Genomic DNA, 25,156 nt, shown 5'->3' on the forward strand with positions numbered 1-25,156 from the left:
CGCCCGGTCCCATTCCGAACCCGGAAGCTAAGCCCTCCAGCGCCGATGGTACTGCACCCGAGAGAGTGTGGGAGAGTAGGACGCCGCCGGACAAATTTTCGATTAAGGGCCGCCCTTCATGGGGCGGCCCTTAATTCGTTTACCGGGGTCGAGTGCATGCAGCGCACCCCGGTCGGGAAGGATGAAGTCGTGACTGCAGGACCCCACGACCGCGACAACCAGGGCGGCCAGGACCGCGGCGAGCGCGCCGGCTCCGGCGACCGCAAGCCCCGTTGGACCGGTGCCGACCGCGACCGCGGATCGTCTTCGAGCTCCCGAGCCCCCCGCGACGGCGCGCCCCGGGCGGGCGGCGGTGACCGCTCCGGCGGGTACCGCGACCGCGACGGCGGACCACGCACCGGTGGGACCGGTGGCGGGTACCGTTCCGGCGACCGGACGACCGGCGGCGACCGTTCCGGCGGGTCGCGTTCGGGTGGCTCCGGGTCGGGCGACCGTCCCGGCTACCGCGACGGCGGCGACCGCTCTGGCGGCGTCGGCGGCTACCGGCCGCGTGAAGGTGGCGACCGCTCCGGTGGTGGCTACCGTCCGCGTGAGGGTGGCGACCGTCCCGCCGGCGGTTACCGTCCGCGTGAGGGTGGCGACCGTCCCGCCGGCGGTTACCGTCCGCGTGAGGGTGGCGACCGTCCCGGCGGCTTCCGGGACCGTGACGGCGGCGCAGGTGGCTTCCGCGGCCGGGACGCCGGCGGTGGCGGGTTCCGTGACCGCGACGGTGGTTCGCGCGACGGCGGGCCACGCGGCGACCGGGGCGACCGGCAGGGCGGGTTCCGGCCAGGTGGCGCCGGCGGTGGGTACCGCTCCGGTGGTGACCGTCCTGGGCTCCGTGACGGTGAGCGTTCCGGCGGGTTCCGTGACGGTGGCTCGCGTGGTGACCGGCCCAGTGGCGGGTTCCGCGACCGTGACGGTGGCCCGCGCGGCGACCGTGGTGACCGGCCTGGGTTCCGCGACGGCGGGGCTGGTGGGTTCCGTGACCGCGACGGCGGGCCGCGGGGCGACCGGCCCAGTGGCGGGTTCCGCGATCGTGACGGCGGCGGATCTCGCGCTGGCGGCTCGGGTGGGTTCCGCAGCGGTGGTTCCGGTGGGTTCCGTGACCGTGACGGTGGCCAGCGCGGCGACCGTGGCGACCGGCCCGGTGGCTCCGGCGGGTTCCGCGGCCGCGACGGCAGCGGCGGCGGCTTCCGCGACCGTGACGGCGGGCCGCGGGGTGACCGGCCGCCGTTCCGTGACAATGCTTCCCGCGGTGACCGTCCCGGGTTCCGTGACGGTGAGCGTTCCGGCGGGTTCCGTGACGGTGGCTCGCGTGGTGACCGGCCCAGTGGCGGGTTCCGCGACCGTGACGGTGGCCCGCGCGGCGACCGTGGTGACCGGCCCGGTGGCTCCGGCGGGTTCCGCGACGGCGGGGCCGGTGGCTTCCGCGACCGGGACGGCGGGCCGCGCGGTGACCGGCCGCCGTTCCGCGACAACGCTTCCCGCGGAGACCGTCCCGGGTTCCGTGGCGGGTCAGACCGTGGCGACCGGCCCGGGTTCCGTGACGGCGCTCCGCGTGGCGACCGGCCCAGCGGCGGCGGGTTCCGTGACCGGGACGGTGGCCCGCGCCAGGGTGGGTTCCGCGACCGGGAGGGCGGCCCGCGCGAGGGTGGGTTCCGTGACGGTGGGCCCCGTGGCGGGTTCCGTGACCGTGACGGTGGTGACCGGCCGGCGTACCGCGACCGTGGTGACCGCCCGACCGGCGACCGTTTCGGCGGTCGTGACGGCGGCGGGCGTGATGGCGGCGGGCGTGATGGCGGCGGGCGTGACGGCGGTGCGCGTGGTGACCGGCCCGGGTTCCGCACCGGCGGCGATCGTCCCAGTGGCTTCCGCGACCGTGACGGCGGTCCCCGCAGCGACCGGCCGAGCGGCTTCCGTGACCGTGACGGCGGCCCCCGTGGCGACCGTCCCAGTGGCTTCCGTGACCGCGATGGTGGACCCCGTGGCGACCGGCCGACCGGCGATCGCCAGGGTGGCTTCCGGGGCCGCGACGACCGGCCCGGCTTCCGCGACCGTGGCGACCGCCCCGGTGGCGACCGGCCCGGGTACCGCGACCGTGGCGACCGGGCCGGCGGGTTCCGTGACCGGGACGCCGGCGGGCGGGGTGCAGGGTTCCAGCGGCCCGAGGGGTTGCGGCGCGACGACGCCGGGGGGTACCGGCCGCGGCAGAGCGACCCCGGGTTCGTGGCGGAAGAGGTCGAGGGCGAGGAGACGGTCAGCCGGGTCGCCGACCCCGTGCTCGCCGACGACATCGACCCGTCGGAGCTGGACCGTGAGGTGCGCAGCGAACTGAGCTCGCTGGCGCGGCCCGTCGCGGAGGAGGTCGCTCGGCGGCTCGTCGCGACCGGGCAGCTGATTGACGACGACCCGGAGCTGGCGCTGGCGCACGCGCTCGTGGCGCGGCGGAAGGCGTCGCGCATCGCCGTGGTACGGGAGGCGGCTGGGCTGGCCGCGTACCACGCCGGGGAGTGGCAGACGGCGCTCGGCGAGCTGCGGACGTACCACCGGATGACGGGACGCCAGACGCACATCGCCGTCATCGCCGACTGCGAGCGGGCCCTCGGGCGGCCGGAGAAGGCGATCGACCTGTTCCGCACCGCGGACCGGGAGAAGCTGACCGCCGAGGAGATCGTCGAACTGCTCATCGTCGCCGCGGGGGCGCGGGGCGACATGGGACAGCACGACGCGGCCGTGGCGATGCTGCAGGTGCGTGAGCTGACCTCGGCACCCGAGGCGGTGTGGGCGGCGCGGCTGCGGTACGCGTACGCCGACGCCCTCCTGCGCGCCGGCCGGCGGGAGGAGGCGCGTGAGTGGTTCGCGCGCGCCGCCGACCTGGACGAGGACCTCACCACCGACGCGGCCGAGCGGCTCCTGGAGCTCGACGGCATCGTCCTGGACGGCGACGAGGACGACGAGGAGTTCGACGAGCCCCGCGCCGCCGGCGACGAGGACGACGCCGACCTCGACGACGACGCGGACGGCGACTACGACGACGAAGCCGATGACGCCGACGACGCCGATGTCGAAGGCGACGAGGACGAAGGCGACGAGGACGCGGACGACTACGACGACGAGGACGACTACGACGACGATGCGGACGACGACGTAGACGACCAGGACGACGATCGTGGCGACGACGAAGACGGCGAGGACGACGACTACGACGACGTAGACGACGACCAGGCCGACGACGACCGTGACGGCGACGCGCCCGCCGCCGTTGAGGGCGACGAGCAGGTGGCCGGCGGTGGCCGTACCCGCGACGACGACGAACCCGACGACGACCGCGACGGCGACGTCAACCCCCCGGCCGGCCCCCGCCGCGACGAGGACGGCGACAGCGACGGGCCCGCACGTGGCTGACCCGGGAACCGGGTCGTCCGGTGACCTCGTCAGCCACTACGACCTGGTCATCTTCGACCTCGACGGGGTGCTGTACCTGGTCGACCAGGTCATCCCGGGCGCCGCGGAGGCGTGTGCGCAGCTGCGCGAACGGGGAATCCCGAGCGCGTACGCGACCAACAACGCCTCGCGGCTGCCCGGGGACGTGGCGGCGCTGCTGACCAGGATCGGCATCCCCGCCGACGTGGGGGAGGTCGTCACGTCGGCGCACGCGACGGCGTTGCTGCTGGCCGAGCGGTTCGCGGCGGGCACGCCCGTGCTGATCCTCGGTGCGCCCGCGCTGCAGGAGGAGGTCAGGGCCGTCGGGCTGCGACCGGTCACGGCGGCCGAGGAGGCCGAGGTGGTCGTGCAGGGGTACGGGCCCGACGTCGCCATGCGGGACCTCGCCGACGCGTCGGTGGCGATCCGGGCCGGCGCGACGTGGATCGCGACGAACGCCGACAAGACGCTGCCGTCGCCGCGCGGTCCGCTGCCAGGCAACGGTTCCCTGGTCGTGGCGCTGGCCACGGCGCTGGGGCGGCAGCCGGACACGATCGTGGGCAAGCCCGACCCGACGCTGTTCCTCGAGGCGGCGCGGGAGCGGGCGGCCACGCACCCGATCGTGGTCGGTGACCGGCTCGACACGGACATCGAGGGCGCGTACCGGGCCGGCATGGACAGCCTGCTCGTCCTCACCGGGGTCAGCGACGCCGCCGAGCTGCTCGCCGCGCCCGTCGAGCGGCGGCCGACGTTCGTCGCCGAGGACCTCGGCGGGCTGTTCGAGGTGCCGCCGGCGGCGGGGACGAACCGGTGGCGGGTCGACGACCACGGCGACGGCTGGGAGCTGGCCGGCGACGGCTGGGAGCTGGCCGGCGACGGCCGGCGCGTCGACGCCCTCAAGGCGCTGTGCGCGGTGGCGTGGGCGGCCGGTGAGGTCCGCCCGGTCACGGCGACGGGCGAGGCGGCGGAGGCCGCACTGAGCTGGATGAAGCTGTAACGGCGCGGGGCCGGATCCGCTGACACCGGCCCCGGCAACGAGGTCCCTGCCGTGGTGATCCAAGTCGCGTCCAGGTCGTCCTGGGCGGCCACGACACGGCTTCGATCAACAGGGCAGGATCACACGTGGGGCCGTGGCGCCCGATCAACCGCTGCGACTACAGCAGTTTGCGCAGTTTCAGCAGGTCGAAGACCCCGGCGTCGATCTTGATCCGGCCGCTGGTCCAGGCCTGCATCACGTTCAGCTCGCCGTTGACCAGCGCGACCAGGTCGTCGCTCGTCGACGTGAGCTTGATCTTCGCGCGGGGGTCGTCGCCGTCGGTCAGGCCGGAGATCTGCCCACCCTGCAGCTGGCCGTGGAACGCCACGTCGAGGTCCGTGACCCGGCACGCGAGGGAACGGTCGAAGTCCAGCTTCTCCCGGGCCGCCGCCGCGTTCTCGGCGAGGCGCGTCGCGAGCTTCTGCAGCGCCGCGCGGCACTCGTCAACCGTGGCCATGTTCCCCCCGCTTCCGTGCAGCCAAATGTGCAGCCAAATGTCCAATGCGGACACTTGGATTGTGACCGTACCGTACGGCGTCACGGAACGCCCGGTAGCGTGAACAGCGGTACACCACTTGGAGGAGAGGCGCAACATGGCGCAGGAAGCCTGGCGGGCATACCTGGAACTGGCCTACGGCATGACCGAGGCGACGACCAAGAAGGCGACCAAGACCGTCCGCCAGCTGGTCGGGCGCAGCGGTGCGACGGCCGAGCAGCTGCAGGCGATGGCCGAGGACCTGGTGAAGGCCGGCACCGCCAACCGGGAGGCGGTGACCAAGCTCGTGCGGTACGAGCTGGACCGTGCCCTCGGCGCCGTCGGACTCGCCACGGCCGAGGAGGTCGCGGCGCTGACCAGCCGCGTGCACGAGCTCGAGGCGCAGCTCAAGGCCGCCTCCGCGGCGGCGGCCGCGAAGATCCCGGCGGTCGAGCCGGAGCCGGCACTGCCGGTCGGCGCCGAGGTCGTCGAGCCGGAGGACACCGCGTCGCCGGCGGTGACCGCGGCGAAGAAGACGGTCGCCAAGAAGACGGTGGCGAAGAAGACCGTGGCGAAGAAGGCGGCCCCCGAGCCGGCACCCGTCCTGCCGGTCAAGCGCAGCGGCCCGGCGAAGAAGGCGGCGACGAAGGCCGCGGTCGAGAAGATCGCCGAGGCGTCCGACGTGGCGCCTGTGAAGAAGGCCACGCCGAGGAAGCGGGCGTCGTCCTGATGAGCACCACTGCTGGTCCCGTGCCTGGTCCTCAGGCCGGTCCGCAGCCGGGGCCGCTGCCCGGCCCGCCGGGTGCCGCGGCGCTCGGGCGGGTCGAGGCGGCGGTCGAGGCCCTCAACGGGGTAGCGTCGCTGCCGTTGCAGCGGCAGGTCTCGGTGTACGCCGAAGCCCACCGCACCCTGCAGGAGACGTTGGGCACGATCGAGGAACGGTGATGGCGCGGCGGACACGACTCGATGCCGAGCTGGTGCGCCGCGGCCTGGCCCGTTCGAGGGAGCAGGCGGCGGCGTTGATCGCCGAGGGGCGCGTCGAGGTGCGGGGCGTCCCGGCCGGGAAGGCCGCCGCCCAGGTCGACCCGGCCGACGCGGTCCGCGTCCTGGGCGAGCCCGCCGGCGACGAGTACGTGTCCAGGGGCGGGCACAAGCTCGCCGGGGCGTTGACGGCGTTCGGGGCGCTGGCCGTACAGGGGCGGCGGTGTCTTGACGCGGGGGCGTCCACGGGCGGCTTCACCGACGTGCTGCTGCGCCGCGGCGCCGCGTCCGTGGCGGCGGTCGACGTCGGCTACGGCCAGATCGCCTGGTCGCTGCGCACCGACGAACGGGTGACGGTGATCGAGCGGACCAACGTGCGCACCCTCACGCCGGACCTGATCGGCGGGCCGGCCGACCTGACCGTGGCCGACCTGTCGTTCATCTCTTTGCGGCTGGTACTGGCCGCGCTCGCCGCCTGCACGTCCCCCGACGGTGACCTGGTACCGATGGTGAAGCCGCAGTTCGAGGTCGGCCGTGAGCGGGTCGGTGACGGCGGCGTCGTGCGGGACCCGGCGCTGCGGGCGGAGACGGTGCTGGACGTGGCGGCCGCCGCCGCGCAGCTCGGCCTCGGTGTCGCCGGGGTGACGGTCAGCCCGCTGCCCGGCCCGTCCGGCAACGTCGAGTTCTTCCTCTGGCTGCGCCGCGACGCGCCGCCGGTGTCACCCGACGCGGTGTACGCGGCCGCCGCTGTTGAAGGGTTCGTGGCGTGAGCGGTCCGGAGCGTAGCGGAGGGGCCGCGAACCATGGGCTCAGTCTTGGCTCGCGGCGGCGCCGGAGCGCAGCGGAGGTGACGTCGTGAGCGGGCCGGAGCGTAGCGGAGGAGCCGCGAACCATGGGCTCAGTGTTGTGGGCTCGCGGCGGCGCCGGAGCGCAGCGGAGGTGACGGCGTGAGCGATCGTGAGGCGCTGCTCGTCACGCACACGGGCAAGCGCAGCAACAACGAGCACGCCCGGACCGTCGCCGCCGACCTGCTCGCGGCCGGGTTCACCGTCCGGGTGCTCGCCGAGGAGGCCGGCGAGCTGGACATGCCGCAGGCCGTACCGGTGAGCGGGGAGGCCGCGGCGCAGGGCGTGGAGATCGTGTTCGCCCTCGGCGGCGACGGCACGCTGCTGCGCGCGGCGGAGCTGGCCAGGCCGGCGATGGCGCCGCTGCTCGGCATCAATCTCGGCAAGGTCGGGTTCCTCGCAGAGGCCGAGATCGGCGACGTCGACAAGGCCGTCCGGGAGGTCGTCGAGGGCACCTACACCGTCGACGAGCGGCTCACCGTCGACGTGTTCGCCGAGCACGACGGCCAGCCCGTCGGCTCGTCCTGGGCGCTCAACGAGGCCACGGTCGAGAAGGGCGCCCGGGAGAAGATGCTGGAGCTGCTCGTCGAGGTCGACGGGCGGCCCCTGTCCCGGTACGGCTGCGACGGTGTCGTGTGCGCCACGCCGACGGGTTCGACGGCGTACGCGTTCTCCGCCGGCGGGCCGGTGGTCTGGCCGGAGCTGGAGGCGCTGCTGCTGGTGCCGATCAGCGCGCACGCCCTGTTCAGCCGGCCCCTGGTGATCGCGCCGTCGTCGACGATCACGGTCAACGTCGAGCCGTTCACCAGCTTCGCGCTGCTGTCCTGCGACGGCCGGCGGGTCATGGATCTCGCCCCCGGATCGACGGTCACCGTGCGGCGCGGCGCGCTCCCCGTTCGGGTGGTCCGTCTGCGTGAGCGGCCCTTCACCGACCGCCTCGTGGCGAAGTTCGGGCTGCCGGTCGATGGTTGGAGACACAACAAACGGCACGGCTGAGTGGAGAAGTGTCGCACCCCGCGGCTAGTGTCTCTGACTGTGCTGGAGGAACTCCGCATCACCGGACTCGGCGTGATCGAAGACGCCACACTGCCCCTTGGCCCGGGCCTGACCGTCATCACGGGCGAGACAGGCGCGGGTAAGACCATGGTCGTGACCAGTCTCGGTCTGCTGTTCGGCGGTCGCGCCGACGCGGGCCGGGTCCGCGCCGACCCGGGCCGGGCCACCGTCGACGGCCGGCTCACGCTGCCCGCGCACCTGCGGGCCGCGGTCGAGAGCCGCATCGTGGACGCCGGCGCCGAGGTCGACGACGACGGCACCCTGCTGATGAGCCGCACCGTGACGGTCGAGGGCCGTTCCCGGGCGCACGTCGGCGGCCGGACCGTGCCCGTCGCGGTCCTCGCCGAGGTCGGCGAGCGGGTGTTCGCGCTGCACGGCCAGTCCGACCAGTTGCGGCTGCTGCGCCCCGCCGAGCAGCGCGCCGCCCTGGACCGCTACGCGGGCCCGGAGCACGAGAAGCAGCTCGGGCGGTTCGCGGAGCTGTATTCCCGCTGGCGCGCCGTCGAGGACGACCTCGCCGACCGCCGCGCCAACGCCAGGCAGCGCAGCCAGGAGGCCGACCTGCTGCGGCTCGGCCTCGACGAGATCAGCCGCGTCGACCCGCAGCCGGGCGAGGACGAGCTGCTGCGCGAGGAGGCCCAGCGGCTCGAGCACGTCGAGGGCCTGCGCAGCGCCGCCCAGCTGGCGCACGTGTCGCTGACCGGCACCGGCGACGGCGACGACGTCGCCGACGTGCTGAGCCTGCTGTCGACGGCCCGGCGCACCCTCGAGGCGCAGACGGGCGTCGACCGGGTCCTCGGCGAGCTCGCCGCCCGCCTCGACGAGGTCGCCACGCTCGCCGGTGACGTGTCGACCGAGCTCGGCACCTACCTCGCCTCGCTGGACGCCGACCCGGGTCGCCTCCAGGAGGTGTATGAGCGCCGGGCCGCACTGCGCGCCCTCACCCGCAAATACGCCGAGGACGTCGACGGCGTCGTCGCCTGGGCCGACCGGGCCCGGGCCAAGCTCGAGCAGCTCGACACGTCCGACGAGCTGCTCGAGGAGCTCGACAAGGAGCGGCGCCGCCTGCACGGCGAGGTCGCCGAGCTGGCTGCGGCGCTGTCCGCGGCCCGGCAGGAGGCGGCGGGCAGGTTCGCCGCCGACGTGACCGTCGAGCTGGCCGGTCTGGCCATGCCGCACGCCCGCATCCACGTCGTCGTCGTCCCGAAGCCCGCCGGTGGCGGCCCGACCGTCCCCACCGCCGACGGCGCCGAGGCCGGCGTCGGCCCCGACGGCGCCGACGACATCGAGCTGCGGCTGCTGCCGCACCCCGGCGCCCCCGCCCAGCCCCTGCAGAAGGGCGCGTCCGGCGGCGAGCTGTCCCGGGTCATGCTGGCCATCGAGGTCGTGTTCGCCGGCGTCGGCGGTCCGCCCACGCTGGTTTTCGACGAGGTCGACGCCGGCGTCGGCGGCACCGCCGCGGTCGAGATCGGCAAGCGGCTCGCCCGGCTCGCCCGCGACCACCAGGTCCTCGTCGTGACGCACCTGCCGCAGGTGGCCGCGTTCGCCGACCGGCACCTCGTGGTCGCCAAGGACACGGGCGGCGCGGTCACGACCAGCGGGGTGCGGGTCGTCGAGCACACGGACCGGGCCCGCGAGCTCGCCCGGATGCTGGCCGGCCTGCCGGACTCGGACCTCGGCATCGCGCACGCGGAGGAGCTGCTGTCGGTCGCCGACCGGGAGAAGTCGCACCCCTGACGAGGTGTCGCCTGACGCCCGCGGCGCTGCTTGCCGGGGCGCGGCGCTGCGGCTGACCGGTGTCGGGGTGTCTGAGCTTGTCGGCCTTTCGCCGCGGGAGCCCTGCCGCAGGCGAGGGGCCGCCGGCGTGTCCGGCCGCAGAACGGGGGAAGGCCGTGCGGGTGGTGGAGCTGTGGCGGTACCCGATGAAGTCCGCGGGAGGCGAGCGGCTCGACGCTGCCGAGGTCACCGCGGACGGTCTGGTGGGGGACCGGATGCCGGTGGGGGACTTCGGCTGGTACGCGGCCGTCGAGCAGCCGGGACGCATCGAAGCCGGACAGTCTGGACGTAGCTGAATCGACGGGTGGCGGTCGCCCGGGCGACGGTCGGTGTTCGGACCGTCGCGGGACAGTCGGGCGATGCGGGACCTCGTGGAGTCGGTCGCGGCGACGCCGTGGGTAGTGCTGGTCGTGTTCGTCGTGGCCGCGCTGGACGCGGTCGTGCCGTTGTCGCCGAGCGAGTCGACGCTGATCGCGGTGGCGGTGGTGTCGGCGCAGACGGGCGGCCGGCGATCTGGCTGGTGATCGTCGCGGCGGCGGCCGGCGCGTACGCGGGGGACCTCGTGTCGTTCCGGATCGGGGTCCGGGCCGGGGCCGGCGTGCTGCGGCGGCTGCGGACGAGGCGGCGGGGGCTGCGGGTGTACGCCTTCGCCCACCGCACCCGGACCAGCCGTGGCGGGCAGGTGCTCGTGTTCGCGAGGTACCTGCCCGGCGGCCGGTCCGCCTCGGCGCTCGCGGCCGGCGTGGTCGGCTACCGGCCCGGCGCTTCCAGGCCTGGACGGCCCTCGGGGTGAGCGTGTGGGCAGGCACGGCCGGGCTCATCGGGTACACGAGCGGGCGCTTCCTGGACGGGCGGCCCTGGCAGGCGCTGCTGCTCGCCTACGCCGCCGCCGCGGTGCTGCTCGTGCTCGCCGAGGTGCTCAGGCGGATGCCGTCACGCGACGCCGACGAGGAGGTTCACCCTGGTCCCCCGGGGCGCGACGGTGAGCGGGAGGGTCGACTGCTCCAGCACGATCATGCTGCCGCTGGGGCCGACCTCGCGGATGACGCCGAGCTCGAGACCGGCGGCGCGCAGCTCCGTCGCGGCCTCGGTGGGCGACTTGCCGGTGAGGTTGGGCACGAGGGTCAGGCTGATCGAGGAGAGGTTCACTGCGGCGCTCCTTCCGATTGGTCCACCGACAAGAGGCACCGGGAGCCGTCGTGAATACGCGCGGAATGTGTCGCCTGGCCGACACTCGCAGAAGGTGACGGGGGTCACCCTCTGCCCGATAGGTGTCGTTCCACCTGCTGGTGAACATGTCGCGCGCGGCTTTTGTCGGGGGGTCATGCCAGGATGGTTGGGATGCGACTTCCAACCTTGCGCCGCACCCGGCCCGCCGAGCCGGGTGTCATCGGTGGCGTCGTGCGGCTGGATCGGCGGACCAAACGCTTGGTGGGGCGGCTGCGCCCGGGTGAGATCGCGGTCATCGACCACGTCGACCTCGACCGTGTCGCGGCCGACTCGCTCGTCGCGGCCGGGGTCGCGGCGGTGCTCAACGCGAAGCCGTCGGTGTCCGGCCGCTACCCGAACCTGGGGCCCGAGGGCCTCATCAAGGCCGGGATCCCGCTCGTCGACGACCTGGGCGAGGAGCTGTTCGAGCGGCTCCGCGAGGGCGACACGGTGCGCATCGAGGGCGACAGCGTCTATGTCGGTGAGGACGCGGTCGCCAAGGGGCAGCGACAGGACGCCGAGACGGTCGCGCTGTCGATGGCCGACGCCCGGGAGGGCCTGTCGGTGCAGCTGGAGGCGTTCGCCGCCAACACGATGGAGTACCTGAAGCAGGAGCGCGCGCTGCTGCTCGACGGTGTCGGCGTGCCCGAGATCCAGACCGAGATCGCCGGGCGGCACTGCCTGATCGTGGTCCGCGGCTACGACTACAAGGCCGACATCGACGTGCTGCGGCCCTACATCCGTGAGTACAAGCCCGTGCTCATCGGGGTCGACGGCGGCGCCGACGCGCTCGTCGAGGCCGGCTACACCCCGGACATGATCATCGGTGACATGGACTCGGTCTCCGACGACGTGCTGCGCTGCGGCGCCGAGGTGGTCGTGCACGCGTATCCCGACGGGCGGGCGCCGGGGCTGGCCCGCGTGCAGCGGCTCGGCGTCGAGGCGATCACGTTCCCGGCGGCCGCGACCAGCGAGGACATCGCGATGCTGCTCGCCGACGAGAAGGGCGCATCGCTGCTCGTGGCCGTCGGCACCCACAACACCCTCATCGAGTTCCTCGACAAGGGCCGCGGCGGCATGGCCTCCACCTTCCTCACCCGGCTCAAGCTCGGTGGCAAACTGGTCGACGCCAAGGGCGTCAGCCGGCTCTACCGGCAGAGCCTGTCGGGCTCGTCGCTGGTGCTGCTGCTGGCCTCGGCGATCGCCGCGATGGCCGCGGCCCTGGCCGTGACCACGATCGGCCGGGCCTACCTGAGCGTCATCGCCGAGTGGTGGGACAACCTGATCTTCACGCTGTTCTCCTAGTGCTGTTGTCCGGCGCTGTTTCTCCTGGACGGGACCGTTTCCTGTGATCAACTTCCGGTACCACGTGGTATCGCTGGCCGCCGTGTTCCTGGCGCTCGCCATCGGCCTCGTCGTGGGGACCGCGGCGGCCAACGGGCCGCTCGCCGAGAACCTCAACGATCAGGTCAACAAGATCACTGACGAGAAGGAGCAGCTGCGCGACGACTTGGACCAGTCGCGGGCGGAGCTGAAGAAGAACTCGGACTTCGCCACCGAGGTCGCCCCGATGCTGATCAACGGCAAGCTCACCGGCCGCACCGCCCTGCTGGTGAAGATCGACGGCAGCGACAAGGACGTCGACACCGCCACCGACGGCATCGCCGCCATGCTGCGGACCGCCGGTGCCAAGCTCACCGGCACCGTCACGATCAAGGAGAAGTTCACCGCCCCGGCCAGCGACAGCACGCTGCTGGACCTCGCCGAATCCTCGGCGCCGCCGGCGATCAGCGGTGCCCTGCCCAACAACGGCAAGGGCCAGGAGACCTCCGCCGCGCTGCTCGCCGCGGTCCTCGTCGCCGACAAGCCGGGCACCCCGCAGGTCGACGGGGCCCGGACGGTGCTGTCGGCGTACCAGTCAGATGGGTACATCGGCCTCGACGGGGACCTGAAGACCCCCGCCGACGTGGTCATCGTCGTCGCCGGCGCGCCGGCCAGCGGCAAGGACGCCAAGGAGCGCAACGCCGCCGCGCTGACCGTCGTGAGCCGCCTCGACGTCGCGCTCGCCGGTGACGTCGTCGTGGCCGGCCTGTCCGCCAACAGTCTGGTGTCCTCGGTCCGCGACGACGCCTCCATCGCCAAGGACGTGTCGACCGTCGACAACGCCGTCACCGCGTACGGCCAGGTCGCCGCCGTCATGGCCCTCGTCGAACGGCTCGGCGGCAAGACCGGCCACTACGGCATCGGCAGCGGCGCGACCAGCCTGCTGCCCAAGACGGCGAGCGTGGCCAGTGGTTCGTAAACTGCTCGCCGCCGCCGCGGGGGCGGCCACCGCCCGGGCCGTGCTGCGCGAGCTGCACGGCCTGCCGGCGCTCGACCGCACCAACTTCCGCGGCCGCACGGTCTCCCTCGCCGGCGGCCCGGCCCTCGCCGCGGGCGCCGCCGTGGGCGCGTTCCTCGGCGCCGCCGGCCGGTCCGCCAGGGCCGACGCCACGCGGGGCCGGCGCGCCGTGCCGGCGAAGCGCAAGGTGACGGCCGGTGATGCGCTGCTCGCAACGACGCCTGAAGACCGGGTCGCGGGGCACGGATCCGCGACCGGCCAGGCGGCGACCGGCCACCGGGAAGGGACCGCGCTCGGCCCGGTGGAGCTGGGTCGGGCCGGGCGCGCCGTTGCCGGCCGCGCCGCAGCGGGCCGCGGTGCGCCAGGCCGTGGTGCGGCGGGTCGTGGTGCGGCGGGTCGTGGTGTGGCGGGTCGTGGAATGCGTGCGGTGGACAGGAGCGGGCGGGGGCCGCGGGTCATGGGGGCCGTGGCGGTCGCCGGGCTCGGGGCCGGCGCCGTGGGGCTCTACGACGACCTGGTCGGCGGGCGGCCCGAGCACGCGGCGAAAGGGTTCCGCGGGCACCTCGGGGCGCTGAAGGAAGGACGGGTCACCAGCGGCCTGGTGAAGATCGCCGGGGTCGGGGCGGCGGGTCTCGTCGCGGCGGCCATGCTGCCGGGGCGGCGGAAGGTCGACGTGCTGCTCGGGGCCGGGGTCATCGCGGGGGCGGCGAACCTGTTCAACCTGCTCGACCTGCGGCCCGGGCGGGCGATCAAGGCCGGCATCATGGTCGGGACGCCGCTCGCGGCCGGCCGGGGCGGCGGAGCCGCGGCCGGGGCGCTCGGCGCGGCCGGGGCGCTGCTCGCGGCGGACCTCGGCGAGGAGATCATGCTCGGTGACGCGGGGGCGAACGCGCTCGGGGCGGTGCTCGGCACGGCGTACGTCGCCAGGACCGGCACGTTCGGGCGGCTCGCCGCGCTCGCCGGGCTCGTCGCGCTGACCGCGGCGAGCGAGAAGGTCAGCTTCACCCAGGTCATCGAGAAGACCCCGGCGCTGCGAGCGATCGACCGGCTCGGCCGGCTGCAGCCCACCACCCCGCCGGTCATGGCCGCGCCGCCCGCCGCCCAGGAGCCCGCGGCCCAGTCACCCGCGGACGAGACCGCCACCGGCCACGTCGACACCCACGCGCCCGCAGACGCCGGAACCGAAGCCGAAGCCGGAACCGGAACCGGAACCGGAACCGGAGCAACCGGAGCCGAAAGCGAGCCGCCCCAGGGCACCGCAGCGCGGCACAAGCCGAGGCCGTCGCCGAGACCGCGTCGCGACGGGTGACCGGAAAGCGGCTGATCGGAGCCGCGGCGGTGGTCGCGGCGCTCACCATGCTGAGCCGGATTGCCGGATTTGCGCGCATTCTGGTGTTCAACTGGTCCGTCGGGCCGACGTACCTCGGCAACGCGTACACCGCGGCCAACACCATCCCGAACATCATCTTCGAGCTCGTCGCCGGCGGTGCCCTCGCCAGTCTCGTGGTGCCGCTGCTCGCCGGGACGGTCGCCCGGCAGGACCGGCAGGCCGTCGCCAGGACCGTGGGGGCCCTGCTCGGCTGGGTGTTCGTGCTGCTCGTGCCCCTGGCGGTGCTCGTGGCGCTGCTCGCCCGGCCGCTCGTCGGGCTGCTGATGCCCGGCCAGCCCGCCGCGGCCGTCGACGCGGGCGCGGACATGCTGCGGGTGTTCGCGCCGCAGCTGCCGCTGTACGGGATCGGGATCGTGCTGACCGGCACGCTGCAGTCGTACCGGCGCTTCGCCTGGCCGGTGATCGCGCCGCTGCTGTCGAGCCTGACGGTGATGACGGTGTACGTGACGTTCGGCGCCCTCGCCGGGCGCGGCGCGGACCTCGGCCGGGTGGACGACGCCGAGCTGTGGCTGCTGTCCGGCGGCACCACGCTCGCGGTGGCGGTGCTGACGCTGAGCCTGCTCGTGCCGCTGCGCCGCCTCGACCTGAGGATCCGCCCAGGGCTGCGGTTCGACGTGGGCGAGGTGCGCACGCTGCGGCCGCTCGTCGTCGCCGGCGTCGTGACCGTCGGCGGGCAGCAGCTGGTGCTCGGGCTCGCGATCGCGCTGAGCGGGTACGCGGGGGAGGGCGCCGTCGTCGTGTACAGCCTCGCCCAGACGATCTTCCTGCTGCCGTGGGCGGTGCTCGCCGTGCCCGTCGCCACGACCGCGTACCCGGGGCTGGCCGAGGCCGGCGCCGCCGGCGACCGGGACGGCTTCGCCGGTGTGCTCGCCCCCGCGCTGCGCACCGTGGTGGTGCTGACCTGCCTCGGCGCGGCCGCGCTCGTGGTGCTCGCCGAGCCGGTCGCGGTGGTGCTCGCCGAGCTGTCCTCCAGGCCGCCGGACATCGGGCAGCTCGCCGGCGGGATCGCCTGGTTCGCGCCGGGGCTGCTCGGCTACGGGCTGTTCGCGCTGCTGTCGCGGGCCCTGTACGCGAACGGCGACGCGTACCGGGCGGCCTGGGCGACCGCGGTGGGCTGGGCGGTCGCCGCGGCCACCGCCGTGCCCCTCGCCGCCGCCCTGCCCCTGCAGCAGCGGGTCCCGGCGCTCGCGGCGGCCAACTCCGTCGGCATGCTCGTGCTCGCGGCGGCGCTGCTGGTGGCCGTGCGCCGCAGCGCCGGTGCCGCGACGGTCGCGGGCTCAGGGCGTACCGCTGCCGCCGCCGTCGCATCGGCGGTCGTCGCGGCGGTCGTCGCATCGGCACTCAGGCGTCTGCTGTGGGGCGGCGGGACCCCAGATGTCCTCGGGGCGAGCGCACAGGGCATGCTGTGCGGGGTCGTGGTGGCGGTGGTCTTCCTCGCCGGGGTGGCGGCCACGGACCGGGGGAGCCTGCAGGGGCTCATACACAGGAAGGGCTGAGGGGTGGGCGCCCGCATCGCGTTGGTCCTGGCGTCGAGCACCGGCGGCGTCGGCCGGCACGTCGGCATGCTCGCCGAAGGCCTGGTCCGGCACGGCAGCGAGGTCAGCGTGCACGGCCCGGCCGCGACCGACGCCCAGTTCGGCTTCAGCGACCGGGGCGCGACCTTCGTGCCGGTCGAGATCCCCGCCAGCCCCCAGCCGGGCGACCTGCTCGCCGTGCGGGCGCTGCGCCGCTCGCTCAGCAGCCGGCTCAAAGGCGCCGGCGTCGTGCACGCGCACGGGCTGCGCGCCGGGTTCGTCGCCGCGCTCGCCCGCCCCGCCGGCACCCCGCTCGTCGTCACCTGGCACAACCTGGTCCTGGCGCAGGGCCTGCGGGCGAAGCTCTACCACCCGCTCGAGCGGCGGGTGGCCCGCGCCGCCGACGTGACCCTCGGCGTGTCCAGCGACCTCGTCGCGCGGGTCCGCGAGCTCGGCGGCCGCGACGTGCGGCTCGCGCTCGTGCCCGCCCCGGTGCGCCCGCCCGCCGCCCGCGGCCGCGACGAGGTCCGCGAGGAGCTCGGCGTGGAGCCCGGCCGGCCCCTCGTGCTCGCCGTTGGCCGGCTGCACCCGCAGAAGGGGTTCGAGACCCTGGTCGCGGCGAAGTGGACCAAGCCGCAGCCGTTCGTCGCGATCGCCGGCAGCGGGCCGTCGTACATGACCCTCGCCCAGCGCATCTCCGCCGAGCACGCGCCGGTGCACCTGCTCGGCTACCGCGACGACGTGCCCGACCTGCTCGCCGCCGCCGACCTCGTCGTCGTCACCAGCGTGTGGGAGGGCCAGCCGCTGTTCGTGCAGGAGACCCTCGCCGCCGGGGTGCCGCTGCTCGCCACCGCCGTCGGCGGGATCCCCGAGGTCGTCGGCGACGCGGCGCGGCTGGTGGAGCCGCACGACGTGGAAGGGTTCACCGCCGCCGCCGAGGAGCTGCTCGCCGACCCGGCCGCACTGCAGGACCTGCGGCGGCGAGGACTGGCCCGGGCGGCGACCTGGCCGACCGAGCGCGACACCCTGGAGCAGGTCGAGGCGGTGTACGCGCAGCTGCCGGGAGCTGCCGGAAGGGCGTGACCCGCCGCACCCGCGGGGCCCGCTGATGCGGCACTGGCTGCACCGCTTCACCCCGGCGCTGCTCGCGCTGCTGGTGGGCGTCGTCGCCCTGCTCGCCCTCATCCCGCGGCCCGCGTCGGACACGGTCGCGCCGTCCGCCGACTACGTGATCATCGTCGGGGTCGCCGGGCTGCGCTGGGACGACGTCAACCCGACCGACACCCCGACGATGTGGCAGCTGGCGCAGGACGGCGCGATCGGCGCGCTGTCGGTGCGCTCCGCGCGGCGGGTCACCTGCGCCGGCGACGGCTGGCTCACGCTCGGCGCCGGCAACTACGCGACGTTCACCACCGGCCCGGTCACCTCGCAATGCCCGCCGCTGGCGGTGTCCATCTCGCCGGACGGGACGACGACCGGCGCGTCGCTGCCCGACCACGGCGGGGTCGTGGCGAAGAACCGGGCCCTGCACTGGGGCGCCCAGCCGGGTGCCCTGGCCGAGGGCGTGCGGTGCACCACCGCCGTCGGGCCGGGCGCCGCCGTCGCCGCCGCCCGGCCGTACGGGCGGGTCGACCGGTACGCCACCACCGTCGACGAGAACCTGCTGTCGGCGTGCGCGCTGACCCTCATCGACCTCGGCGAGATCACCGGGACCGACGCCGCGACCCGCGCCGGCGACGCCCGCCGCGCCGACGCCGCCCTGGCCAGGGTCATCGCCGACCGGCCGGAGCGGGCCGTGGTCGTGCTCGCCGGCCTGTCCGATCTGGAGGCCGGCACCCGCCTGCACGTGGCGATCGCGCAGGGCCCCGGGTACACCGGCGGCTGGCTCACCTCGCCGTCGACGTCGCGGCCCGGGTACGTGCAGGTCGTCGACCTCGCCCCGACCGCCCTCGCCGCCCTGGATCGGCCGATCCCCGGCAAGCTCTTCGCCGGCGGCGCCGCCACCATGAGCGACGGGCGGCCCGGCTCCGTCGAGCGGGCCGTCGAACGCCTCGCCGACGCCGACCGGGAGGCCAGCGTCCAGCAACGGGTCGGCTCGACCTTCTTCACCCTGCTCGTGGTCGCCGAGCTGGCGCTGTTCGTGCTGGTGGTGCCGCTGCTGCGGTGGGCCCGGCGGCCCGCCGGCCCGGTCGCGCACCCGCCCGCGCCGCGGGTCGTCGTGCGCGCCGCGGAGGTGCTGCTCATCGCGGCGTCGCTGGCGGTGCCGGCGGCGCTCGTCGCGGACCTGCTGCCGTGGTGGCGCTGGTCGTCGCCGGGCCTCGGGTTCGCCGGGGTGACCCTCGCCGCGCTCGCCGTCGCGACGCTGATCATCGCGTGGACGTCGTCGCGGAGCCGGGCCAACGCACCGCTCGGCGGGGTCGCGGCCGTCGGCGCGCTCGCCGTCGCGCTCGACGTGCTCACCGGGGCGCGGCTGCAGCTCAACGGCGTCGCCGGGTACTCCGCCGCGGTCGGCGGCCGCTACGCCGGGGTCGGCGTGATCGGCCTCGGGCTGCTCGTCACCGGGGTGCTGCTCGGCGGCGCCAGCCTCGCGCAGCGCTTCGAGCGGCGGTGGCGGCCGTTCGTCATGTCCGTCGTCGGCGCCGCCGGGCTGGTCGTCATCGGCAGCCCGTACCTGGGTGCGGACGCCTCCGGCGCGGTCGCGCTGACCGCCGGGGTGTGCGTGGCCGCGGCGATGGCCGTCGGCGGCTGGCTGACGATCACCCGCCTGATCTGGGCGGTCGCCGCGGCGCTCACCGTCACCGCCGGCATCGGCGTGCTGGACCTGTTCCGCCCCGAGGACCAGCGCAGCAGCGTCGGCCGGCTGCTCGTGCGCACCCAGGACGGCACCGCCGGGTACATCGCCCGGCGCATCGCCGAGGCGAACGTCGTGACAACGGTCACCAGCCCGCTGACCATCCTGGTGATCGGCACCGTGCTGTACGTGACGTTCGTGCTGCAGCGCGACTGGGGCGGGTTCCGCCGGCTGCTCGGGGTGTTCCCGCCGATGCGCGGCGCGCTCGCCGGGTTGGTGCTGGCCAGCCTGCTCGCCGGGGTCGTGGAAGGGGTGTCGCTCAACGTCCTCGGCGCCGCCCTCGCCACCGCCGCGCCGCTGACGGTCCTGGCGTGCCTGCGCGTGCTGGACCATGCCGACGACCGCACCCGGTGATCGTCCCAACGGCTGAGCAGGCCGGAGTGTCCGGAGCGATGCCGTTCACCTGCTGTTAGGCTGAACTCCCGTGGATCGCTCTTCGACACGGACCGGTGCGAGCCGGCAGGCTAAGCACATCTTCGTCACCGGGGGCGTCGCCTCCTCACTCGGCAAGGGTCTGACCGGCTCCAGCCTCGGCAGTCTGCTCAGCGCCCGCGGTCTGCGGGTCGTCATGCAGAAGCTGGACCCGTATCTCAACGTCGACCCCGGGACCATGAACCCGTTCCAGCACGGCGAGGTGTTCGTCACCGAGGACGGCGCCGAGACCGACCTCGACATCGGTCACTACGAGCGGTTCCTCGACCAGGACCTGTCCCGCAACGCCAACGTCACCACCGGCCAGATCTACTCGGCGGTCATCGCCAAGGAGCGCCGCGGGGAGTACCTCGGCGACACCGTGCAGGTCATCCCGCACGTCACCAACGAGATCAAGGCCCGGATCCGGGCCATGTCGGCGCCCGACGCCGACGGGGTGGCCCCCGACGTCGTCATCACCGAGGTCGGCGGCACCGTCGGCGACATCGAGTCCCTGCCGTTCCTCGAGGCGATCCGCCAGGTGCGCCACGACATCGGCCGCGACAACTGCTTCTTCCTGCACGTGTCGCTGGTGCCGTACCTCGCCCCGAGCGGCGAGCTCAAGACCAAGCCGACCCAGCACTCCGTCGCCGCCCTGCGCAGCATCGGCATCCAGCCCGACGCGCTGGTGTGCCGCTCCGACCGGCAGATCCCGGAGAAGACGAAGAACAAGCTCGCCCTCTACTGCGACGTCGACACCGAGGCGGTCGTGTCCGCGCCGGACGCGCCGAGCATCTACGACATCCCGCGGGTGCTGCACGAGGAGGGCCTCGACGCGTACGTGGTGCGCCGCCTCGGCCTGTCCTTCCGGGACGTGGCCTGGAAGAAGTGGGACGACCTGCTGGAGCGGGTCCACCACCCGCGGCAGACGGTCACCGTCGCGATCGTCGGCAAGTACGTCGACCTGCCCGACGCGTACCTGTCGGTCACCGAGGCCGTGCGGGCCGCCGGGTTCGCGCACCGCGCCCGGGTCGAGATCCGCTGGGTGCCCAGCGACACCTGCACCACCCCGGCCGGCGCCGCCCAGGCCCTCGCCGGCGTCGACGGCGTCGTCATCCCCGGCGGCTTCGGCGTGCGCGGCATCGAGGGCAAGATCGGCGCCGCCCAGTACACCCGCGAGCACGGCATCCCGACCCTCGGGCTGTGCCTCGGCCTGCAGTGCATGACGATCGAGGTGCTGCGCAACGTGGCCGGCATCGCCGGCGCCAACTCCCTGGAGTTCGACAGCGACGTCACCGACCCGGTCATCTCGACCATGGCGGACCAGGAGGACATCGTCGCCGGCAAGGGTGACCTGGGCGGCACGATGCGGCTCGGCGCGTACCCGGCGGTTCTGGCCCCCGGCACGCTGACCGCGGAGGCGTACGGCGTGCCCGAGGTCTCCGAGCGGCACCGCCACCGGTACGAGGTGAACAACGCCTACCGCGACGCGATGACCGGCGCCGGCCTGCTGATCTCCGGCACGTCGCCGGACGGGCGCCTGGTCGAGTTCGTCGAGCTGGACCGGGAGCGGCACCCGTTCTTCGTCGCCACCCAGGCGCACCCGGAGCTCAAGAGCCGCCCGACCCGGGCGCACCCGCTGTTCGCGGCGTTCGTCGGCGCAGCCGTCGCGTACAACGCCGCCGACCGCCTCCCGGTCGAGCTGGAAACCGTGGACGCATGAGCGGGCCGGAGCGCAGCGGAGGGCCGCGAATCAGCAGCTCAGGGTGGAGGTCAGGCCGGCGCCGGAGCGCAGCGGAGGGGACGGCATGACCTACGAGGTCTTGTCGCACACGGAGCGGCTGCGCAACAGGGTCTTCGCGATCTTCACCGACGACGTCGTCATGCCCGGCGGCGACACCGTCAAGCGTGACTACATGGTGCACGTCGGCGCGGTCGGCGTCGTCGCCGTGGACACCGACGGGCGGGTCGCGCTGGTGCGCCAGTACCGGCCGGCCGTCCGGCAGGTGCTGTGGGAGTTGCCCGCCGGGCTCGTCGACGTCGAGGGCGAGCCGCTCGTCGACGCGGCCGCCCGGGAGCTCGCCGAGGAGGTCGACCTCACCGCCGCCACCTGGGACCTGCTGGCCGAGGTCCACCCGTCGCCGGGCTGCTCCAACGAGAAGATCCGCCTGTTCCTCGCGCGGGACATCACGCCGGTGCCCGAGGACCAGCGGCATGCCCGTACCCACGAGGAAGCGGAGATGGAACTGCACTGGATCGACCTCGACGCGGCCGTCGGCATGGCGCTCAGCGGCGAGATCACCAACGCGGCCTGCATGGTCGGCGTGCTGGGCGCCGCGCACGCCCGCGACCGCGGCTGGAAGACGCTGCGCCCCGCCGCCTCCGCCACCTGACCCGCCACCTACCGGCCCGGGGGCTGCCCCGGGCCGGTGCCCGTCAGTGCCGCAGCAGCGCGACGGCGAGGGTGAGCAGCGCGCCGGCCGAGGACACCGTGCGGACTGTGTTCCACCGGTTCCACGACGCCTCGAACGCGGCCCGCGCCGCCGCGGGGTCGGTCAGGCCGGCGGCGTCGAGCTGGTTGTTCAGCGGCACGTTCACCGCCGCGGTGACGACGAAGACGACGGCGTAGAGCAGCGCCGCCGCGACCAGCCACGGCAGCGTCGCCCGGTGCCCGCCGCCGAGGTGCAGCAGGACCGCGGCGACCGCGGCGAGCAGGGCACCGACGTACGCGGTGAGGAACCAGCCGTTGAGGATCGCGGCGTTGATCCTCTGCATGACGTCGACGAACGTGCGGTCGTCGACCTTGCGCAGGGCGAGCATGACCGAGGTGGAGTAGGCGAAGAAGACGCCCGCGGACAGGCCGGCGAAGAGGGTCGCCGCGGCGAGGACGGCGCTGCGCAACTGTTCCATGCGGACCAGTCAATCCGCTGCGGCGCAGACGGGCCATGGTCGAGCATCGCCGATGCATGTGTCATCGTCTACGGTGTGGACGCGTTGACGGCGCTGCTGGACGGGCCGCGGGCGCGCGGGGCGTTCCTGCTGCGCTCGGTGCTGACCCCGCCGTGGTCGCTGCGGATCCGTGACGAGGCGCCCCTGGCGCTCGTCGCGATGGTGCGGGGCCGGGCCACGTACGTCCCCGACCACGGCACCGCCCGCACGATCGGGCCGGGCGACGTGATGGTCGTGCGCGGGCCGGGGCACTACACGGTGGCCGACCCGCCGGGCACCGAGCCGCAGGTCGTCATCCACCCCGGGCAGCGGTGCACCACGCCCGACGGCCGGGACCTCGCCGAGGAGATGCACCTCGGGGTCCGCACCTGGGGCACCGACGCCGACGGCCCGACCCTCGTCATCACCGGCGCCTACGAGCTGGCCGGCGAGGTCGGCCGGCGCCTGCTCACCGCCCTGCCCGACGCGCTCGTGGTGCGCGAGGAGGGGCCGCTCGTCGCGCTGCTGGCGCAGGAGATCGCCAAGGACCGCGCCGGGCAGGAGGCGGTCCTGGACCGGCTGCTGGACCTGATGCTCATCTCCGCGCTGCGCGGCTGGCTCGACCGGCCCGAGGCGGGCGCCCCCGGCTGGTACCGGGCGCAGGCCGACCCGGTCGTCGGGCCGGCCCTCGCGCTGCTGCACCACAACCCGGCGTACCCGTGGACGGTCGCCACCCTGGCCGCGAAGGTCGGGGTGTCCCGGGCGCTGCTCGCGCGGCGGTTCGCCGACGTCGTGGGGGAGCCGCCGATGGCGTACCTGACCGGCTGGCGCCTCGCCCTCGCCGCCGACCTGCTGCTGGAGCCCGGCGCGACCCTCGGCGCGGTGGCCCGGCGGGTGGGCTACGGGGGTGCTTTCGCGCTGAGCGCGGCGTTCAAGCGGGTCCGCGGCGTGAGCCCGCAGCACCATCGTGGACAATCCTGACATGTCACGTGACATGTCACTCTGCCCGTGCGGGCTCGGCGAGCCCTACGACGACTGCTGCGGCCGCTTCCACCGGGGGGCCGAGACGCCGCCGAGCGCGGAGCTGCTGATGCGCGCCCGGTACAGCGCGTACGTGGTCGGCGACCGCGACTTCCTGCTGCGCACCTGGCACGACAAGACCCGGCCGCGGATGCTGACGGTCGAGGACGGCCAGCACTGGCAGGGCCTGTACATCCTGCAGCGCACCGGCGGCGGGCTGTTCGACACCGAGGGCACCGTGGAGTTCAAGGCCCGCTACGAGGCCGACGGCAAGCCCGGGGTCATGCACGACACCAGCCGGTTCGTGAAGACCGACGGCGTGTGGTACTACGTCGACGAGGTGTGACGGGCCCGCCACTCGCGGTCGAGCATCGCGTAGACGTACTGGTCGCCGAACTCGCCCTTGAACAGCTCGTCCTCCACGAAGTGCGCCTCGCGGCGCATCCCGAGCCGGGACAGCAGCTGCCACGACGGCACGTTGCGGGTGTCGCACTTGCCGCAGATGCGGTGCAGGCCGAGCTCCTCGAAGCCCAGGCGCAGCATCGCCTCGGACGCCTCCAAGGCGTAGCCCTTGCCGTGGAAGTCGGGGTGCACGACGAAGCCGAGCTCGCCCTGGCGGCTCAGCGCGCTCTCCCACTTCAGCACGACCTGGCCGATGACCCGGCCGCCGAGGTCCATCGCCAGGACCAGCCACTGCCCCTCGGCGGTGAGCGCGTTCTGCGCGATGCGGTTCTTCAGCGACGCCCGGGTCATCTCCTCGTCGTGGACCTCCCAGTAGAGGTAGCGCACCACGTCGGGGTTGCCGGTGAGGGCGTGCAGGTCGTCGAAGTCGCGCTCGGCGAACGGGCGCAGTGCCAGGCGGGCGGTCCGGATGGGGTAGGAGGGGCGGAGCACGTCAGGATGCTAACCCGCCAGTGAGCTGCGCAGCGTGACAATTGTGCCCGCGGGCGTCGACTGCACCGTGACCTCGTCGACCAGGTGCCGGGCCAGCCACAGGCCGCGGCCGCTGACCGCGTGGCTCGGCGGCAGCGACCTGCCGTCCAGCCGCTCCGCGGGGATGCCGGAGCCCTTGTCGGTGACCTCGCACAGCAGCACGCCGCCGGCCGTCCACAGCCGCACCGCGCCGCGCCCGCCGGCGTGGCGCACCGCGTTGGTGACGATCTCGTTGACGGCCAGGACGTAGTCCTCGAGGCGCTGGCCGAGCAGCCCGACGGCCGCGGCGGCGCGGCTCACGGCGTGCCGCACCGGGGTGATCTGCTCAGCGTCGAACTCCTCGACGAACAGTGCCGTCTCGACGGCCTCGGCCACGGTGTCACCTTTCCGCTGCGTCTCCGCTGCGACGAGCCGAGAGTACCCCGAGCCGGCACGGAACACGCGCGGAAGTCACCCTGCAGTGCAAGATGCAGACCGGAACCCGCATCCTTGACCACGTGGACGACGACTTGCGGGTCACCGATGACATTGCACTGCCGCGCGCCGAGCTCGGGTGGCGGTTCAGCCGCTCCGGCGGGCCCGGCGGGCAGTCGGTGAACACCACCGACTCCCGCGTCGAGCTGCGCTTCGACCTGGCCGCGACCCAGGCGCTGCCGGAGCCGCTGAAGGAGCGGGCACTGCTGCGCCTGGGCAACCGGCTCGTCGACGGGGTGCTGTCGATCGTCGCGTCCGAGCACCGCTCGCAGCTGCAGAACCGGCGCGCGGCCGAGGAGCGCCTGGTGTCCGTGATCGCGCAGGCGATCGCCCCGCCACCGAGGCCGCGGAAACGGACGAAACCCTCCAAGGGCGCAATCGAGCGGCGGCTCACCGACAAGCGCCGCACCGCGCTGCGCAAACAGGAGCGCCGCCGCCCCCAGGATTAGAA

The 25,156-nt window shown here is 74.3% G+C and carries 25 protein-coding genes, 1 rRNA gene and 1 pseudogene; 22 read left to right on the forward strand and 5 right to left on the reverse strand.

Annotated features, from left to right (window positions below; all coding sequences use genetic code 11):
• The 3 genes from rrf to AB0H83_RS42975 form a co-directional block, all read left to right on the forward strand.
• Window positions 1-92 (forward strand): 5S ribosomal RNA (rrf, locus tag AB0H83_RS42965); the annotation flags it as partial.
• A 2,290-nt stretch (window positions 93-2,382) separates the two neighbouring features.
• Window positions 2,383-3,447, forward strand: coding sequence for a hypothetical protein (locus AB0H83_RS42970; RefSeq protein ID WP_360106735.1), 1,065 nt, complete (start codon window positions 2,383-2,385; stop codon window positions 3,445-3,447).
• Window positions 3,440-4,462, forward strand: coding sequence for an HAD-IIA family hydrolase (locus AB0H83_RS42975; RefSeq protein WP_360106595.1), 1,023 nt, complete (start codon window positions 3,440-3,442; stop codon window positions 4,460-4,462). The genes AB0H83_RS42970 and AB0H83_RS42975 overlap by 8 nt, the downstream gene beginning before the upstream one ends.
• A 157-nt stretch (window positions 4,463-4,619) precedes the next feature.
• Here AB0H83_RS42975 and AB0H83_RS42980 read toward each other — a convergent pair whose 3' ends face one another.
• A complete protein-coding gene (locus tag AB0H83_RS42980; protein ID WP_360106598.1) occupies window positions 4,620-4,958 on the reverse strand; it encodes an SCP2 sterol-binding domain-containing protein in 339 nt (112 codons plus the stop codon).
• 136 nt (window positions 4,959-5,094) lie between these two features.
• Between AB0H83_RS42980 and AB0H83_RS42985 the strand changes: the two genes are divergently transcribed.
• The 8 genes from AB0H83_RS42985 to AB0H83_RS43020 all read left to right on the forward strand — a co-directional run bounded on the left by AB0H83_RS42985 (window position 5,095) and on the right by AB0H83_RS43020 (window position 10,427).
• Entirely contained in the window at window positions 5,095-5,706 is a 612-nt protein-coding gene (locus tag AB0H83_RS42985; protein ID WP_360106601.1) for a hypothetical protein, read from the forward strand.
• A gap of 20 nt (window positions 5,707-5,726) precedes the next feature.
• Entirely contained in the window at window positions 5,727-5,921 is a 195-nt protein-coding gene (locus AB0H83_RS42990; RefSeq protein WP_360106604.1) for a hypothetical protein, read from the forward strand.
• Window positions 5,921-6,727, forward strand: coding sequence for a TlyA family RNA methyltransferase (locus tag AB0H83_RS42995; protein ID WP_360106607.1), 807 nt, complete (start codon window positions 5,921-5,923; stop codon window positions 6,725-6,727). Before AB0H83_RS42990 ends, AB0H83_RS42995 begins: the two co-directional genes overlap by 1 nt.
• Window positions 6,728-6,904: 177 nt before the next feature.
• A complete protein-coding gene (locus AB0H83_RS43000; protein ID WP_360106610.1) occupies window positions 6,905-7,798 on the forward strand; it encodes an NAD kinase in 894 nt (297 codons plus the stop codon).
• Window positions 7,799-7,837: 39 nt separating this feature from the next.
• Window positions 7,838-9,595: a DNA repair protein RecN gene (recN, locus tag AB0H83_RS43005; protein WP_360106613.1), complete on the forward strand. Its 1,758-nt coding sequence runs from the start codon at window positions 7,838-7,840 to the stop codon at window positions 9,593-9,595.
• 155 nt (window positions 9,596-9,750) lie between these two features.
• On the forward strand, window positions 9,751-9,930 hold the full coding sequence (locus tag AB0H83_RS43010; protein ID WP_360106616.1) for an MOSC N-terminal beta barrel domain-containing protein: 180 nt from the start codon (window positions 9,751-9,753) through the stop codon (window positions 9,928-9,930).
• Between the two features lie 63 nt (window positions 9,931-9,993).
• Window positions 9,994-10,158, forward strand: coding sequence for a hypothetical protein (locus AB0H83_RS43015; RefSeq protein WP_360106619.1), 165 nt, complete (start codon window positions 9,994-9,996; stop codon window positions 10,156-10,158).
• On the forward strand, window positions 10,155-10,427 hold the full coding sequence (locus AB0H83_RS43020) for a hypothetical protein (protein WP_360106621.1): 273 nt from the start codon (window positions 10,155-10,157) through the stop codon (window positions 10,425-10,427). Before AB0H83_RS43015 ends, AB0H83_RS43020 begins: the two co-directional genes overlap by 4 nt.
• Before the next feature lie 140 nt (window positions 10,428-10,567).
• Here the strand turns inward: AB0H83_RS43020 and AB0H83_RS43025 are convergent, their stop codons facing one another.
• Window positions 10,568-10,783 (reverse strand): PASTA domain-containing protein, encoded by a 216-nt coding sequence (locus tag AB0H83_RS43025; protein WP_360106624.1) that lies wholly within the window; start codon window positions 10,781-10,783, stop codon window positions 10,568-10,570.
• 192 nt (window positions 10,784-10,975) lie between these two features.
• Between AB0H83_RS43025 and steA the strand changes: the two genes are divergently transcribed.
• From steA to AB0H83_RS43065, 8 genes and pseudogenes are all read left to right on the forward strand, one after another.
• Window positions 10,976-12,148: a putative cytokinetic ring protein SteA gene (gene steA, locus AB0H83_RS43030; RefSeq protein WP_360106627.1), complete on the forward strand. Its 1,173-nt coding sequence runs from the start codon at window positions 10,976-10,978 to the stop codon at window positions 12,146-12,148.
• 43 nt (window positions 12,149-12,191) lie between these two features.
• Window positions 12,192-13,145: a copper transporter gene (locus AB0H83_RS43035; protein ID WP_360106630.1), complete on the forward strand. Its 954-nt coding sequence runs from the start codon at window positions 12,192-12,194 to the stop codon at window positions 13,143-13,145.
• A gap of 340 nt (window positions 13,146-13,485) precedes the next feature.
• Window positions 13,486-14,241, forward strand: a pseudogene (locus AB0H83_RS43040) (hypothetical protein); the annotation flags it as partial.
• Between the two features lie 248 nt (window positions 14,242-14,489).
• Window positions 14,490-16,070: a lipid II flippase MurJ gene (locus tag AB0H83_RS43045; RefSeq protein WP_360106633.1), complete on the forward strand. Its 1,581-nt coding sequence runs from the start codon at window positions 14,490-14,492 to the stop codon at window positions 16,068-16,070.
• 3 nt (window positions 16,071-16,073) lie between these two features.
• Complete coding sequence (locus AB0H83_RS43050; RefSeq protein WP_360106636.1) at window positions 16,074-17,171, forward strand: glycosyltransferase family 4 protein; 1,098 nt, start codon at window positions 16,074-16,076, stop codon at window positions 17,169-17,171.
• A 25-nt stretch (window positions 17,172-17,196) separates the two neighbouring features.
• Window positions 17,197-19,293, forward strand: a complete 2,097-nt coding sequence (locus AB0H83_RS43055; protein ID WP_360106639.1) for a hypothetical protein — start codon at window positions 17,197-17,199, stop codon at window positions 19,291-19,293.
• Between the two features lie 70 nt (window positions 19,294-19,363).
• Complete coding sequence (locus AB0H83_RS43060) at window positions 19,364-21,073, forward strand: CTP synthase (protein WP_360106641.1); 1,710 nt, start codon at window positions 19,364-19,366, stop codon at window positions 21,071-21,073.
• 85 nt (window positions 21,074-21,158) lie between these two features.
• Window positions 21,159-21,743, forward strand: a complete 585-nt coding sequence (locus AB0H83_RS43065; protein ID WP_360106644.1) for an NUDIX hydrolase — start codon at window positions 21,159-21,161, stop codon at window positions 21,741-21,743.
• Window positions 21,744-21,786: 43 nt separating this feature from the next.
• Here AB0H83_RS43065 and AB0H83_RS43070 read toward each other — a convergent pair whose 3' ends face one another.
• Window positions 21,787-22,260, reverse strand: a complete 474-nt coding sequence (locus tag AB0H83_RS43070) for an anthrone oxygenase family protein (protein WP_360106650.1) — start codon at window positions 22,258-22,260, stop codon at window positions 21,787-21,789.
• A 75-nt stretch (window positions 22,261-22,335) separates the two neighbouring features.
• Between AB0H83_RS43070 and AB0H83_RS43075 the strand changes: the two genes are divergently transcribed.
• Both AB0H83_RS43075 and AB0H83_RS43080 read left to right on the forward strand, forming a co-directional pair.
• Entirely contained in the window at window positions 22,336-23,259 is a 924-nt protein-coding gene (locus AB0H83_RS43075; protein WP_360106653.1) for an AraC family transcriptional regulator, read from the forward strand.
• 1 nt (window position 23,260) lies between these two features.
• Window positions 23,261-23,644: a YchJ family protein gene (locus AB0H83_RS43080; protein ID WP_360106656.1), complete on the forward strand. Its 384-nt coding sequence runs from the start codon at window positions 23,261-23,263 to the stop codon at window positions 23,642-23,644.
• Here the strand turns inward: AB0H83_RS43080 and AB0H83_RS43085 are convergent.
• Both AB0H83_RS43085 and AB0H83_RS43090 read right to left on the reverse strand, forming a co-directional pair.
• A complete protein-coding gene (locus AB0H83_RS43085; protein ID WP_360106660.1) occupies window positions 23,626-24,192 on the reverse strand; it encodes a GNAT family N-acetyltransferase in 567 nt (188 codons plus the stop codon). The two genes, AB0H83_RS43080 and AB0H83_RS43085, sit on opposite strands and share 19 nt — an antisense overlap.
• 9 nt (window positions 24,193-24,201) lie before the next feature.
• Window positions 24,202-24,606, reverse strand: coding sequence for an ATP-binding protein (locus AB0H83_RS43090; RefSeq protein WP_360106663.1), 405 nt, complete (start codon window positions 24,604-24,606; stop codon window positions 24,202-24,204).
• Window positions 24,607-24,728: 122 nt separating this feature from the next.
• Between AB0H83_RS43090 and arfB the strand changes: the two genes are divergently transcribed.
• Complete coding sequence (gene arfB / locus AB0H83_RS43095) at window positions 24,729-25,154, forward strand: alternative ribosome rescue aminoacyl-tRNA hydrolase ArfB (protein ID WP_360106666.1); 426 nt, start codon at window positions 24,729-24,731, stop codon at window positions 25,152-25,154.
• The last annotated feature ends 2 nt before the right edge of the window (window positions 25,155-25,156 follow it).

The organism is Dactylosporangium sp. NPDC050688 (genome assembly GCF_040654515.1).
Classification (GTDB): Bacteria; Actinomycetota; Actinomycetes; order Mycobacteriales; family Micromonosporaceae; genus Dactylosporangium.

Coding starts and splice junctions, on each gene's coding strand:
- AB0H83_RS43055 (WP_360106639.1), top strand. CDS start 17,197: ATGCGGCACTGGCTGCACCGCTTCACCCCGGCGCTGCTCGCGCTGCTG.
- AB0H83_RS43070 (WP_360106650.1), bottom strand. CDS start 22,260: ATGGAACAGTTGCGCAGCGCCGTCCTCGCCGCGGCGACCCTCTTCGCC.
- AB0H83_RS43065 (WP_360106644.1), top strand. CDS start 21,159: ATGACCTACGAGGTCTTGTCGCACACGGAGCGGCTGCGCAACAGGGTC.
- AB0H83_RS42985 (WP_360106601.1), top strand. CDS start 5,095: ATGGCGCAGGAAGCCTGGCGGGCATACCTGGAACTGGCCTACGGCATG.
- AB0H83_RS42980 (WP_360106598.1), bottom strand. CDS start 4,958: ATGGCCACGGTTGACGAGTGCCGCGCGGCGCTGCAGAAGCTCGCGACG.
- AB0H83_RS42995 (WP_360106607.1), top strand. CDS start 5,921: ATGGCGCGGCGGACACGACTCGATGCCGAGCTGGTGCGCCGCGGCCTG.
- AB0H83_RS43015 (WP_360106619.1), top strand. CDS start 9,994: ATGCGGGACCTCGTGGAGTCGGTCGCGGCGACGCCGTGGGTAGTGCTG.
- AB0H83_RS43080 (WP_360106656.1), top strand. CDS start 23,261: ATGTCACGTGACATGTCACTCTGCCCGTGCGGGCTCGGCGAGCCCTAC.
- steA (WP_360106627.1), top strand. CDS start 10,976: ATGCGACTTCCAACCTTGCGCCGCACCCGGCCCGCCGAGCCGGGTGTC.